Source organism: Roseivirga sp. 4D4 (assembly GCF_001747095.1).
GTDB lineage: Bacteria > Bacteroidota > Bacteroidia > Cytophagales > Cyclobacteriaceae > Roseivirga.
The window spans coordinates 3,856,791-3,870,636 of sequence record NZ_MDGP01000001.1 but is presented as its reverse complement, the minus strand read 5'-3'; the positions used below and the strand labels follow the sequence as shown (position 1 = coordinate 3,870,636).

General features: G+C 41.5%; 12 protein-coding genes. 5 read left to right on the top strand and 7 right to left on the bottom strand.

Annotated features, from left to right (window positions below; all coding sequences use genetic code 11):
* Window positions 1-2: 2 nt before the first annotated feature.
* Genes BFP97_RS16860 through dndC form a run of 3 tightly spaced genes read right to left on the bottom strand, consistent with a single transcriptional unit; the run spans window position 3 to window position 3,848 of the window.
* The gene (locus tag BFP97_RS16860) at window positions 3-395 is read right to left on the bottom strand and encodes a DndE family protein (protein ID WP_069843542.1); all 393 of its coding nucleotides are present in this window, start codon (window positions 393-395) and stop codon (window positions 3-5) included.
* A complete protein-coding gene (locus BFP97_RS16855; RefSeq protein ID WP_069843541.1) occupies window positions 385-2,535 on the bottom strand; it encodes an AAA family ATPase in 2,151 nt (716 codons plus the stop codon). The genes BFP97_RS16860 and BFP97_RS16855 overlap by 11 nt, the downstream gene beginning before the upstream one ends.
* The gene (dndC, locus tag BFP97_RS16850) at window positions 2,532-3,848 is read right to left on the bottom strand and encodes a DNA phosphorothioation system sulfurtransferase DndC (protein WP_069843540.1); all 1,317 of its coding nucleotides are present in this window, start codon (window positions 3,846-3,848) and stop codon (window positions 2,532-2,534) included. Before dndC ends, BFP97_RS16855 begins: the two co-directional genes overlap by 4 nt.
* Before the next feature lie 170 nt (window positions 3,849-4,018).
* Between dndC and BFP97_RS16845 the strand changes: the two genes are divergently transcribed.
* The 4 genes from BFP97_RS16845 to BFP97_RS16830 all read left to right on the top strand — a co-directional run bounded on the left by BFP97_RS16845 (window position 4,019) and on the right by BFP97_RS16830 (window position 6,770).
* The gene (locus tag BFP97_RS16845) at window positions 4,019-5,020 is read left to right on the top strand and encodes a toprim domain-containing protein (RefSeq protein ID WP_069843539.1); all 1,002 of its coding nucleotides are present in this window, start codon (window positions 4,019-4,021) and stop codon (window positions 5,018-5,020) included.
* Window positions 5,021-5,178: 158 nt separating this feature from the next.
* Window positions 5,179-5,520 carry a single-stranded DNA-binding protein gene (locus BFP97_RS16840; RefSeq protein WP_069843538.1) on the top strand — a complete coding sequence of 114 codons (342 nt, stop codon included), beginning with the start codon at window positions 5,179-5,181 and terminating at the stop codon, window positions 5,518-5,520.
* A gap of 219 nt (window positions 5,521-5,739) precedes the next feature.
* Complete coding sequence (locus tag BFP97_RS16835; RefSeq protein ID WP_069843537.1) at window positions 5,740-5,949, top strand: hypothetical protein; 210 nt, start codon at window positions 5,740-5,742, stop codon at window positions 5,947-5,949.
* Between the two features lie 134 nt (window positions 5,950-6,083).
* Entirely contained in the window at window positions 6,084-6,770 is a 687-nt protein-coding gene (locus tag BFP97_RS16830; protein ID WP_069843536.1) for an N-6 DNA methylase, read from the top strand.
* 157 nt (window positions 6,771-6,927) lie between these two features.
* Here the strand turns inward: BFP97_RS16830 and BFP97_RS16825 are convergent, their stop codons facing one another.
* Complete coding sequence (locus tag BFP97_RS16825; protein ID WP_069843535.1) at window positions 6,928-7,365, bottom strand: hypothetical protein; 438 nt, start codon at window positions 7,363-7,365, stop codon at window positions 6,928-6,930.
* Window positions 7,307-10,150 carry a MobF family relaxase gene (gene mobF / locus BFP97_RS16820; protein WP_069843534.1) on the bottom strand — a complete coding sequence of 948 codons (2,844 nt, stop codon included), beginning with the start codon at window positions 10,148-10,150 and terminating at the stop codon, window positions 7,307-7,309. The genes BFP97_RS16825 and mobF overlap by 59 nt, the downstream gene beginning before the upstream one ends.
* 188 nt (window positions 10,151-10,338) lie before the next feature.
* Here mobF and BFP97_RS16815 point away from each other — a divergent pair, with 188 nt between their 5' ends.
* On the top strand, window positions 10,339-11,880 hold the full coding sequence (locus tag BFP97_RS16815) for a hypothetical protein (RefSeq protein WP_069843533.1): 1,542 nt from the start codon (window positions 10,339-10,341) through the stop codon (window positions 11,878-11,880).
* A 48-nt stretch (window positions 11,881-11,928) separates the two neighbouring features.
* Here the strand turns inward: BFP97_RS16815 and BFP97_RS16810 are convergent, their stop codons facing one another.
* Both BFP97_RS16810 and BFP97_RS16805 read right to left on the bottom strand, forming a co-directional pair.
* Entirely contained in the window at window positions 11,929-12,300 is a 372-nt protein-coding gene (locus BFP97_RS16810) for a hypothetical protein (protein ID WP_069843532.1), read from the bottom strand.
* 79 nt (window positions 12,301-12,379) lie between these two features.
* Window positions 12,380-13,774, bottom strand: coding sequence for a hypothetical protein (locus tag BFP97_RS16805; protein ID WP_069843531.1), 1,395 nt, complete (start codon window positions 13,772-13,774; stop codon window positions 12,380-12,382).
* Window positions 13,775-13,846 lie beyond the last annotated feature (72 nt).

Genomic DNA, 13,846 nt, shown 5'->3' with positions numbered 1-13,846 from the left:
GACTATAAGGAGTTTAATCCCCCATCTATCTTCTGAATCAGAAACTCAAGCCCACTTCCGGTACCTTTTTGATTGAACTCATCATTCAACAGCGTCAAACCATGGTCTATGTGAAGCTTTATGTAGCGCGCAATGTCCTTATCTGTCTTATATAAGTCATAATGCACACAGAGCATAGCTATGTAGACTTCATCATATTCACCCAACAGTACTTTACGACTGTACTCTTTGCCTTGGGAGTCTTGAATACCTGAAAGTTCTAAACGCTCATCTTTAGACAAAGAATAGGCCAATGCTAAGCGGGCCACAACATTTTCCGCACCCAGATTCATTTTTCTGGTTAACTCGGTTACTAGCGCTTTATTCTCTCTTGATGTCTTAATACTAGTGAACATTGGCGTGCATTTGGTTGTATTTGGTAAATAGATCGTTGGGCAGAATCTCTAAAAATCTGGACTGGTCTAAATTGACATTGTCAATAAGATAAGCATGGCTTGTATTAGGTTTGAGCCAATCATATTCTTTCTCACTCAACTCACCTTCTAATAGGGGAAATAATACCACTTGGTCTGATACTTCCGGGTAAAACTCTCTTATGACATTTTCCGCATGGCCACGATCAAACTTTTGCAAAGGGCTGTCAATGAACAAAGGAAACTTAACATTGGATTCGTCTACCAGAGCTTTCAATAAGGCCGTAGCATATAATTGCCTTTCACCCATAGACAAGCTATCTTTAGGTATAAGCTTATCACTTGGGCTGTACAATTCTATTTCGATCAGGTCACCATCGATAATCACTTCCACCCTTTTTACGAAATCAGCCTTGTGCATCAAGCGATTGAGTTCTGATTGAAGTCTTTCTTCCAGTGAATCTTTTTTCTTTGCTTTGAGTGTAGCGATAAAATCTTCTAACTCTTTAACCAACCTCTCTGCTACCAAGTCTTTCTCACGATCCAACTCCTCCACCTGAATATTCTTCTCTAGTTCTGCAAGGACCTTAGCATGGTTACTCAATTCATTGTGTAGAGAGATCCTTTTCGCCTTTTCAGTAATCAGTTCATTTTCTTCCTTATGAATTGTTCTGTCCAGGCGAGTCTTATTTCTTCGATATGCAACGATAACAGGGTCTTTTTCTTTAGACTCTGCATTGCTGAGCTTGTTAACGATCATGCTAAAAGCACTCTGCTGCTTTTTCAGATCACGGCTCAATTTTCTGAAGGCTTTGCTGTACGCATTGGACAGATTATCGAAAACAGCATAAAAACGGTTCTGACCATTTCGATCGAAATCCAGCAAGGGCTTTTCACCGCTTGTTTGAGATATCTCAAATTGATCTCTCATTAGTTCGGTGACCAATTGCTCTCCTTTTTCAGAAAGTCCCAACTCACTTCTTTGAGCACCCAGTGCGGCCTCGAAGGCAGACAGTTTAGTCTCAATAAAGGATTTAGAAAGCCCCTGTTGGCGCTGGAGGTCTTCTTGTTCTGCCTGTATCTTGACCTGTTTTAATTTTTTGGCAGCAATCGCGAAGGGAGCCAGATCAATTAACTCCTTTAGTTGTTGCTTGATCCGTCTACCTTCTTCAGACAAGTGGTCTTTCATAGACCTAAGGTCTTTCAGGTCCTCCACCGTCATAGCACTACCCTCACGAATCAGCTTCTCCTGGTAGCGTTCCGAATGGCTCTTGTTCTGAGTAATGCTTTCTTCTAATTCAAATATCCTGGTATCGCATATCTCTATGAGCTTTCTATTCTTTTCGACATCTTTTGAAAGCGCCCTGAGTTTTGCTTTGTCCTCGGGGCTGGCAACTTTCTTGCGAAGTCGTGCTCTAACATTCTCAAGGTTACTTTTTAAATCAACGTATTTCTTGATACCCAAGACTTCAGCATATGCCTTGCTCAAATTCCTTTTGTCTTCTATGGAATGTATGTCTGCAAGCGAAACGATCTTTTCTGCATCGAAAAAGAAAAACTTGGCGATCTCTTTGGGCAAGACAAAATCATTGATGAAAATATCTGAACCCACTTGTCTGGTCAGCTCATTCTCTCTTCCATCAATTAAAATCTCCATTTTTTCTTGGTGTGTAGAAACATCATAAGATCTGGTGATTTCTACGTGCTGACAGAGGATAGATGGTATGAATATATCCGAGATCACTATGGAAACACTGAATTCTGTTAGTCCTTTCAGTCGCTCACCTATCTCTATTTTCTCATGCCCTTCTGCTTGCTTAAAATCGAGCATCAACTGCTCATGGTGTTTGTCCTTCTCAGACCAAGCCTTTCTGTTGAGCGTTTTCTGACAATATTTTTTATAGCCGCCTGCTTCGTAAATTTCTCTTCTATACCGATCATCTACGTCAATCATTAACTTCCCATATAGACACCATACCAGACTGGTCAATAGGGAAGTTTTACCATAGCCGTTATTACCCGATACAATGGAGATATTCTTGTTGCTGTGAGTTCTTAGTTTTAATTTGTTATCTCCATAATAGATGCGATAATTCCGCAGTTTGATTTCATCAATAATCATTTTTCTTCCTCCTTCTTCACAAACTGCTCAAGCCTTCTCTCCAAATCATTGTGCAACCCTTTATTATTCATCAGGATGGTCTTTGAACTTTGAAGCTCAAGCAACTCGTTAATCAGCCCAAAATGTTCAGGGTTATTTGCACAGGACTCCTTCAAAACTTCTTTCTCAAATATCAGGTGATCATTGAAGTCTCCACTTTGAAAATCAGTGCCGAAAATTTCATTGTAAATGTCAGAAACGCTGTATTTAAAAATACTGTCCCTGTACCATGTCACTTGTATGGCCACTAATTCCTGATAGTTAATCAATTGATAGTCGTGCCCACCTGCATTGATTTCCTTTTGGGCTTCTAACAGTAATTTCAAAATATAAGCTCTTTTAGCAGGCGTATAAGGGCCAAGGATACCTTCTCCTGTTGATCCATTACGCCTTCTCGACTCTCTCCAGTCCGGCTCATTTCTATAGGTAACCAGGATATCCCTTATATCCATGAGTGGCTCCATCCAATCTTCACCATTCTCGATAAGGGCTTCCATCGATTTATCTTTCTTAACCACAGTGCAAACCCAACACCCAAAACGGCTATTACCACAAGAGGGAGTGGTATCATCAATAACAATAGGACAGTCTCCGCTATTGGCATTTCTATATAATGCTTGTAGCTGTTTATTGTCAGAACCCCATGGAGAGGGTACTTGGTTGAGGTATGCCCATACTTCATTAGTAAGCACATCTTCGATTGGTGCAAATACGAACGCATTGGGTAGAATGTGTTTTCGTAAGCGCTCCCCTTTTACCTGATGTTTTTGTATACTTTTAGCCCTTGAGGAGCTTTCATCTTTTCTAGTACCTAAAAGAATGATCGCCTCTCCTATCTCGCTGATCTTGTCTTTTATGAAAGCTGTAGTAGGGTTGATCTTTAGTCGCTCTGTACACCATCTAAATGCATTGTTCGGGGCGGGGTATCCTTTACCGATCAAGTTGACCCAAAAGCTCTCTTCAAGCTTAGGTATAGTACGAACCACATATATCGGCATACCTTGTGACACTGAAGCCTTTTCAATATCCTGAAGCACCTCTTCTGTATATTTCAGGATTTTCGGGTTCTCCACCAAGGTGTTATTACAAACTACATAGATCTCGCGATTTCTCATTTCAGCCGGCAACCTGCTCACCGTAATCCAAACCAATTGCAGCAACATGGTTGAGTCCTTACCACCACTGAAGCCTACTATCCAGGGTCTTTTGGGTTCGTCTTCATCCTGATATTGTAGTAAGATTTCTTTTGTAATATGGGCTATATCAATAGGCATTTGGACTCACTTTAGAGGTATTATAGTAATTCTTGTAAGATAACTACAATCATAGATAGAGTGAAATCTATATTGACAATTATCGAATGCAATGTACGCTAATTGAAAGTTTAACTGAAGTGATTAACTCACATTAGAATGTTACCAACCTGAAGGGGAGAAATTATTCAATGAACATCAAACAAGTCAAAGAGCGTTTCACCATTGAAAGCCTGCTCAAACAGCTTGGATTTGAGCCAGACCCCAAAAAGTCAAAGGGTCATGATTTGTGGTATTGTTCACCCCTACGCCCACAGGAAAAAGAGCCCTCTTTTCATATCTCCACCAGGTTCGATATCTGGAAAGACTTCGGAGAATTGGAGCAGGGTGGGGACCTGATACGTTTTGGTCAAATGTATCTGAAATCACAGTATAAAGATCACAGTGTGTCTGCCACCTTAAAATGGTTTGAAAGTTTAAGCGGACCTCCAAAGCATCACACTTTCAAGCGAATGATTCAATCCAAAGGGAAAGACGATTCACCTTATAAATTGCTCACTGTTAAACCCATTTACAGCGCAGTCTTATTTCAATATCTGACCAAAAGACAAATACCACATGATCTTGCCCAAAAATATTTAAGGCAAGTTTTCTTCTTACACAAGAAATCCAAGAAACGCATTTTCGGCCTTGGCATACAGACGAGGGCAGGGGGCTATGATGTTCGCAACCCTCACGGTTTTAAAACAATGATTGGAAATAAAGACATCACTTTCGTTGCCGGAACTGGAAACACTAATACAGTAGATGTATTTGAAGGTGTCTTCGATTTTCTTTCAAAACTCACCATTGACAACACCAATACATCCCAAAATGACTGTATTATCACCAATTCCGTGAATTTGTATAGACAGGCCGCAGATTTTATCAAAGAAGGGACTTATACAGAAGCTCTACTTTGGTCTGATAATGACTATGCCGGCAAACAGTTTGAAAAGGTTTTTTCTGATGAGTTTACACATTTCTCAGATCGCTTTTTCCGCATAGCAGTCATGGGCCACCTGTACCCCCATCATAAAGATCTGAATGCCTGGTTGACCAGCCAAAGCATAACCTTTGGTAAGAAGAAGCAACTACTGCGCTCTGAACCCATGTGGCTCAACCCCAGCCCTGACATTCTATTTGAACTCTGACCCAGACACAGACACAGACACAGGTAAGTTCTTTTTCTCTTTTCAACAGCAAGCCGGCCACCGACATACCATGGCAATCTACATTCCATTTTTTGCTTAAAAACTTCATGTATTGTTGGTAGAAGTATTCCTGACCATACAACCATAAGGAGAAAATAATGAGCAGTGAAAATGAAGTGAACCTCATCGGCAATATGGGCTCTGAGGCCAGAATGATTGAAAAAGAGGACAAACTGTTTGCAGCCTTTTCGTTGGCCACACAGGGCTCTTATAAGGATGCAAATGATGTTTGGCAGAAAAAAGAGGTGGTTTGGCATAACATCCTCGTTTTTAGCAAAAAGGGTTTGAGCAAAGTCAAAAGCCTAAAGTCTGGCTCGCGTATCAAGGTTCAAGGCGAACTATCATATCGCCCGTTTGAGATTACAGGCCCGGACGGACAAACATTGGTCAAAAACGAAGCTTCAGTCGTTGCCAATTCAATTGAACAGGCACCACTTTAGTCTGTAGGATTTTGCTCGATTGTGCATGCCGATTTCAAACGGATTTGCTTTTGAAAAATTCTCTGAGCAGCCATGTTTAACCTATCGGCATTCGCATTCAAATGCTCGCTCACTGAAGTTCACCAGCTGCAAGCAGCTTCTCGCTTTATTTGAGTGCTCATTCAATCCGATGGTCAACATTAAAACTGTCAGAAACTTTTAACAAAAGGAGATTATGAAATGACTGACCAAACACAAAGCAAGCAACCAGACTACGTGGCATACAATGTGAAAAATTATGCTGAAGGAAAATCGAGTTGGAGTCGTATTGGCGCAGCTTGGGCCAACCAAGATGGCGAAGGGTTCAACATTGTATTAGACAGTCTTCCCCTTGATGGGAAAATCACTCTTCGTGTTCCCAAACAGGAAGACGACCAAAGTCAGCAATAACCTAAGCTCCCTCACTTAGGCAATGAGGTACGGCCCCACTTTGGTCCGTACCTCTTTTTTCCTGCCACAATCAAAAGGCTAAAATTGACAGCCTCCTCAATATGGAGTGACCATTGACCGAACATTTTGAAGAAATGATCTCAGTATTTGATCGACTCGGAAGAAGGCATAGTATCTCATCCGTTTTTAATGATTTAGTATCAATGGCTATTTGCGGCTTTCACCAGATCAACATACAATCCTGTCTCACTGTAAAAGATGCTGAAAACGAAAACCGGTACCTAGAAATAAGCAACAAATATGGGCATCAAGAACTCGAGGACTTTGCCAAAATTATTGGGTTAATTCAGCTTCAGGTTTATGAAGCGCCTTATGCCGATCCTCTTGGGGAATATTACATGCAAACTATCTCCAATGGCAAAAATGGTGAATACTTCACCCCTGAACCTGTATGTGAAATGATGGCAAAAATGCAAGGAAGTAAGAACAGCATTCACCTTAAAACTGCTTTTGATCCTGCATGTGGTTCTGGCCGTATGTTGCTAGCTTTTGCCAAACTGAATCCTGATAATTTTTTCTATGGGGCAGAGCTTTCCAATACTTGTGCAAAAATGGCTGTGATTAACTTCTTCCTTAATGGCCTTCGTGGCGAAGTGGCCTGGATGAACAGCCTTTCCATGGAATGGTATGGCGGCTGGCAAATCAACCAAAATGGTTTGGGCATCTTGCCAATAGAAAAAGAGCAGTCACGAATTTGGTCTGCACCACCCCAATCTAAACAGAATAACAAGGGCCAAAGAATTCAACTCGACCTCTTTTGACCTTTTTCCCTAAAAGCCCATTTGAAAAGCCCCGCCAAGGCTAGTCTGCAGCCAAGCTTATCAAAAGCGCTTTTGCCTGAAACACACACCTTTCAAAAAAATCTTACCAAACCTACCCAAGCCAGATTTTGTTGAAAAGTGTGTTTTAGCTTTAATGCTAGTCACTTAGCTTGTTGATAATGATTTCTTTTACAAACAGGTCTTCTGAATTATCGTCTGTACCCGTATTACTTTCCTTAACCCACCTTACCTTGAATGTGCCAATCCACTCTGCGAGCCGAATGAGATTCCTTCCTCTTATGCTTATTTCATAGTTCATTGTGGTGATCTGAATCTCTCCCAATTGCTCCCCGGGAGAATAGCTAACAATGGGTTGCAAGGCATAGGGAAGGAAAAACAATTCGCCATTCCTATGTATGAACTTTAATGTGGCAAGGTAAGGAGACTTCAGATCGATTCCATAATACTTACTAGTGGGCACAGCCGGATCGTCTTTACCGGAAGAGGTAAATTCACTAGCCCCAAAATCCGGGACACTACTTTTCGTGGTTGAACCCTGGTCTTTCCATTGGTTCGTCAGGTTTTCTTCTGCCATGATTTGGTTCTATGGTTTTTTGAGAGGGTTGAATTTGCTGATCATAAAACTGTCTTACCAAGCGCTGGTATTGGGAATGACTCTGACTTTCACTTTTCTGACGATCAGCTTCAGAGGCCAATTCCATGGCGCTTGGCCGGTCACCCGGTCTGGCGATTGCTTCTCGCAGCGCTTCCTTATCATCGGTGTAAATCCTACAATCCTCTACCCCGCGACTTATAGAGACATAAAATTGCTTATCGCTACTGGCTCCAAAACTTCTGGAGCTTTGTGCCACAATTACAGTCTTGGCGTCTTTGCCTTGAGCGGCATAAGAAGTCTGATAATAGCCGCTGTTGAAATGTCCAGCATCCTTATGAAGCGTTTGGCCATTGGAAAGCATTATATGGCCATCATCAGAGAAGGATTTTAAATCATATACCTGACCGTTGGACAAATGATGACCCTCGACACTTTTTATGTTTTTGGTAATCCTAATGCGGTCGCCCACAGATAGATTGAGGGGCTCCTCTTTAAAGAGTTGAAATTTCTTATGTTCTTCCATAGGCAAGCTGGCGGGAGTAGCTATATCATTTGGTTTTACCAATACTTGCCCATTCTGGTCTTTGCCCTCAACTACTTGTCTTGTGCCTGCTTTGAAGCCGGGTACATTTTGATGAAACTCCACAACATGTCCGGCCTCGTAATAAGCCTCCAACTGCTTTTCACTTTCTGTCAAATGAAGACTTTGGAGGCGTTTGAATGTTCTTTCCTCCCCAGAAAGACGACCGGTTTCTTTGAGCTTTTGCCTGATAACTTCCGTGATGTCTTTGCCTTCACCATGTGTAGGGGCTACCAAAATTGCGTCTTGAGTAGAATTTTCGGTAGCTAAAACATAATCATTCGCGATTTGTTCATGTCTCTCCTCCAGGTTTTCTACTTCGTTTATACTCCCTGTTTGATCAAGTTGGTCAAAAGCACATTGCACTTCGTTCACTCTCCTGTCAGGGTCATCTTTGATGGCAATTCCCTGTGCGATGGCCTCTATGGCTTTTTTGTACGCTTCTTGCTCTCGCTGCCTCACAATTTCCTTTACTCGGGCCACTGGCAGGTCGGCATGATTCTCCATAATTCGTGTCGCATCGCCTCTTTCTACAGAAGAATGCTGTTTATAATCACCGGAGAGTATTACTCTGCAGTTTTGAGCTTCAGCCACATCAAGTATCCGGTTCATTTGGGGTACGCTAACCAAGCCAGATTCATCCACAAGCATATATTGATTAATCATTTGGTTTTGAAGCTCTTGATCGGCAAGCAGTTTGGCAATGGTTTCTGCTCCTTCGAAGCCTTTGTGCTGTAGTTGTCCCCTGGAAGCATCAGAAGTAGGCGCAAAAGCAAAAAGCTTACTACCAGCCTCTTCAATACCAGTTTTGACCTCTTTTAAAAGAGTGGTCTTACCAGTACCTGCATCGCCTGAGATCATGATGATTTGATCACCACTTTCCAAAACATGTCGAATTGCCTCCTTTTGCCCATCATTGAGCACCTTACTTTTGAATTGATAGTCAGGATTAATACTAACCTTAGTTGACTTACCAAAAGCACTTCTCTCGATTAGCTTTTCCTCTTCTTGAAGAATCTCTCTGGTGGTAATGAACTTTACTGTACGTCTGTCTGTACCAATAATATTCTGCCGCCCATCCAGTTCAGCCTGAACCTCATGGGGCAAAAAATCACCGGAAGTCAGGTCATTGGCAAATGAAAGTACTTTTTTCTCAGCAGCAGCTGACTGTCGCTCAAGTCTATGAGCAAGCGCCAAATCTACAGCCTTCTCAAGAGTAAGGTGAGGGTTCTGTAGATTAACATTTTCTCCTTGTCTGCCTGAAGCATTCTTAGCATTCACAATGCTGTAATATTCACTAAGTGAAAGCCTATCTTTCCAGATACCCGGGAGCTCACTATCCAGTACAGACTTGTTCTTATCATTACGAGTTCTGCGCCCTAAAAGTGCCTTTGTACGGGCCGTTTTGACTCCCAATCTTTCAGCCTCTTTTTCAATCTCAAGAGTGCGCCCGGAATACTTGTTTCTGACCTCTTTGGGAACACACGCAAGCTCCCATCTTTTCCCTTCCTTTTGAAGGGCATACCCCGCATCCTTCAAGTGCTTTCCCAGATAACTATGATAAAGGGATTCATAGTAATCGCCATGAGCCTTAACGTTGCCTAGCTCCACCGCCCTCCATCGATTTTGGCCTTCGAAAAACGTAGCATTGACCACGGTCATATGAGAATGTAACTGAGGGTCTGGAATGTAAAGTTTTCCTTCTTCCTTCTCGTGTTCTAAAGGCCTGGAGGTTTCATGAATAAATTCAGCGAACATGATATTCCCGGTACCTACATAATGCTTTCCCTTCCCAGTACCCACTTGAGTTTGAACATCTTTTTCCACTGCCTTCATGGCTTTGAGTGTAGCCAACCGATGTGCCTCAAGAATCTCTCCATCTTTTGTCATAGCATAGGCGACACTGACACTCTTGGGACAGCTAAAAGTGAAGTCGTACATGGGTCTTCGATTCACCGAATTTCGAGCGGTCAACCTATCCCCAGTCTTGGGATTGACATTATAGAGCAAAGCTTCAAAATCTCGCTTTCTTACATCTCCACCAATAGCTAGTCTTTCGGACCCCTTACCATGCCAGCGCCCAGTGATCTCTGCCTTTTCAGAGTAATAGTCCTCCACCGAGAGTGACTCTCGAAAGTACCGGACAGCGGATTCGGCATTCTTGCTAGACTCTATGGATAGCATTCGATTATTAGTTATCTTTAAGTACCCTCTGGAATTGACAAAAGTTACGTAGACATCTCGTCTTACGAGGCTAAGACCTTTTGATAAAGGTAATGATTCTACCCAATTAGCTTCAACTTATAGTTGCAAATTCATTTTCTTTTACACATAATTTTTCATCCTTTGGACTCAGTAAAAAACTCAAAATCATGTTTGGATCCAGGAAACGTAATCAGAGAGCTGTAGACGAAGTGTTGAATGATCGCTTGTTTCATTGGCCAGGCCATCCCGCTTATGAATTTTACGTGCGCGATGCATGCGAAGGCATTCAGATTTTTGGCGCTACCGGCTCTGGTAAATCGAGTGGTTCGGGCAGGCACATTGCCGAGGCTTATTTGGACTATGGTTATGGCGGATTAGTCCTCTGCGCAAAACCTGATGAAAAGAATGCCTGGCAAGCTTATGCAAAAGCAACAGGCAGGTTAGATGACCTGGTAATCTTTGAGATGGATGGTGACTTTGAGTTCAACCCTTTGGCCTATGAAATGATACGTGATGGAGAAGGAGCGGGACAAACCATTAACATGGTAAACATGGTTATGGCTATGCATCAGATTGGCAAAAACTTTATGGCAGGTGGTGATGGGAGTGCTAACGATGAGCGGTTCTGGGATGACTCGGTCAGAAGGCTGTTATCACGTACCATAGATCTTTTGAAATTTGCCGAAAAAGAAATCACAATCCCGAATATGAGAAGGGTAGTTGCAGAAGCTTTGACAGAGGGGCAGGTAACTCAATACAGAGACCGGATACGAGTCATCAACGATTCAGAAAGTTCTAAGGATGAGGTAAGTCAGGCCGTGGCTCAAATCAATAGATGGAGAGCTGATAATTATTGTCTTGATTGCCTCTCGCTGGCCTTTGAAAGAATGGATGAATATGACGCTCTGGAGCTGGATGTTTATCGTATGGTTGAGGGGTATTTTTTCAGGGAATTTGCCAGGCTTTCTGAACGTACAAAAAGCATCATTCAGGAGTCCTTCCTTGGCTTAGTAGAACCATTCGGAACTGGCCTGCTTCAAAAGCATTTCACACAGGGAGTTAGTGAAGAGATTTACCCGGAAATGACCTATCAAGAGGGTAAGATCATCATCCTGAATTTCCCAACAAAACAGCATTTATTATCAGGTATACTAGCACAGGCAATCTTCAAATACGTCTGGCAGCAAGCCATGGAAAGGAGGACTTTTGAGGACAAGAATTTTCGGCCTACATTCTTATGGATTGACGAGAGCCAGTTCTTTGTATTGCCCGAATACGATACATTATTTGCTACTACAGCTCGGTCCTCTTTGGTAAGCACCGTGTACCTAACCCAGAACATTAATAACTATTATTTCTCAATGGGGACTAATGCACAGGCTCGCACCAAATCATTAATGGGCAACATGTCTACTAAGATATTTCATGCTAATACTGACATTGACACCAATGAGTTTGCCGCTAAAACCATAGCTGAGGACCTAATTCAAATGCAAGCCTTGCAAATAAACCCTGGCAATGTCGGAGCTGGCGCCTCATTTTCGGAACAATTTATGTATCAGGTAAAGCCAAAAGACTTTACCACGTTGGCCACCGGAGGTAAATCGAAGTATGGGTTCAAACCAGAGGCTTATATTGTTCAAACAGGTGAGACATTTGAGGAAGGACTCAACTATCTAAAAGTGGGATTTCCACAAAAGAGGGGTTAGTGATTTGACACTAACTCTAAGGTTTAAAGATCTGAAAGATGACCACATTTACAGCATCACATCATTTAAGCTGAGGTTTTCAACTATTGCCTTCATTTGGTTGTAATCATAAGCCACTAGAGGTGAATTGGCCATTGCTATAACCCGCTCCATTTTTTCATTGTCGGTAAGGTTTGGGTCTGGCCTACCAGCCATAACTTCCTTGAATAAATCTTCTACCCGATTGCGATCAGTTGGTTCAATACAATAATGATGCTCCAATTTCAAAAAGAGTGATAAATCGTCTACATCCCATTTATATGATTCTAATAGTTGAATAATGGCGATTAACTCTTGTTCGTCATTATTATGATCAGCAAGCGAGAAGGCTTGAACCAATTGATTCAATTGACTTGCTGGTCTATTGGATTTCCCCTCCATACATCCCTCCTAACTACTAAAGCAAAGTTTCAACATGCTTTAATCAAAATCAGGAGTATATGTTCATTTGAAACTTATGTCAAGAATTAACCTCCAAAAAGCGTTCAATTTCATCGTATATTCTTGTTTGCTCTAACTCAAGATGGTCATATCCTATTTTCTTAATTGAGAATATTGCGTTTTCTCCACTCTTGTTTTTTTGGTCACTAAACTGCTCCAAACGTTTAGAGATATTACCATTTTTGTAGACTACAATTATGTGCTTGGTTGAAGAAAGGGCCCAACCAATTTGGACTGTTGAGAATGATATCTCTTTTTTGGCCGGAAAGTAGAAAATACAGAAGCGACAATTCCTTATAAATTTCAGATTTTCCAATGACACTGCAGCCTGAGCTTTGTAAATCCCATATTTCTTGGCCATTTCTTTGTCCACTTTATAAGAGCTTCTGAACTCATATTTAGACCCTAACTTTTCTTCCAGGTCTGAGGTAATTCTTTTCAATCTCTCCCCATCCACTTGTACCTCAATACCATCGGTCCGCTTCGAAATTGTTTGTGAAGCTATGAACACCCTAGGCTTCAGACCTTCCAGAAACCTTTCCTCTATTCTTTTAAATGGAGAATAACCATCCATGAAAACTTGCAGCGAATCTAATGTCCTGTGAGCTTGAGGTAATAGGCTGTAATTGTATCTTTTGATTGAAAGAAATTCCAAGATTGTACTATTTACCTCATCAAAGTCTTCTCTATTCCGGATATGCGACATAAGCTTTGCTGTTAATTCGGTGTCTATATCATCTTCTTGCTTTGATGAAAAATCTGCACTATCGTGGCGAATTTGTTCTAAAATTACAGTGCCGGAATAAAGACGTTCCCCATCAAAAACATTATAGCTACCAACTTGAATATCATCATCATTGGTTTTGTAGGGAGTTTTAATATGTAGATTCCTTTCACCATTGCTATTAAGGTCAAACACCAGGACTTTATTGTCCTTGAGTTTTTTGTAATCACCTATGTAGTCGTCACTGTTAGGATCATCTGCCAGACCAACATTTTTAAAGGTACACTTTCCAAACTTCTGAGTACATAATATCGCCCGACCCAGTTTGGGGTGTTCCCCGGTCACTCTGCCAGACAAATAGAAAAAATAGAAGTACCAGGTCTTATCTGAAAATTCATCTTTCCCTTGCTTATCTAAATAGCATTTTGCTTCGAAAACAAATTTCCGCGCCTTAACAACACAATCGAGCGAATCCACCTCGATGGCAAGCTTACCCTTGGCAGCCTTACCGATCCAAGTCCTAAAACTCGATCTTAAATTAGAAAGGTTACCTCCGCTAAACCCCTTAACTCCTCGATCTTCCTGGAGCCAGGTGAGAAACCCTACGTATTTAAACTTGGTTTGGTCGATTCTAGATTTATAATCTTCAAAATCAGCCAAGGCATATTCAAGTTGTTCCTTATCAGTCAATGTTTTTGAATTAAATATTGAATTATTGAATTTAATTAAATTCAATTGAGTTCAAAATATTTAATAATGAAT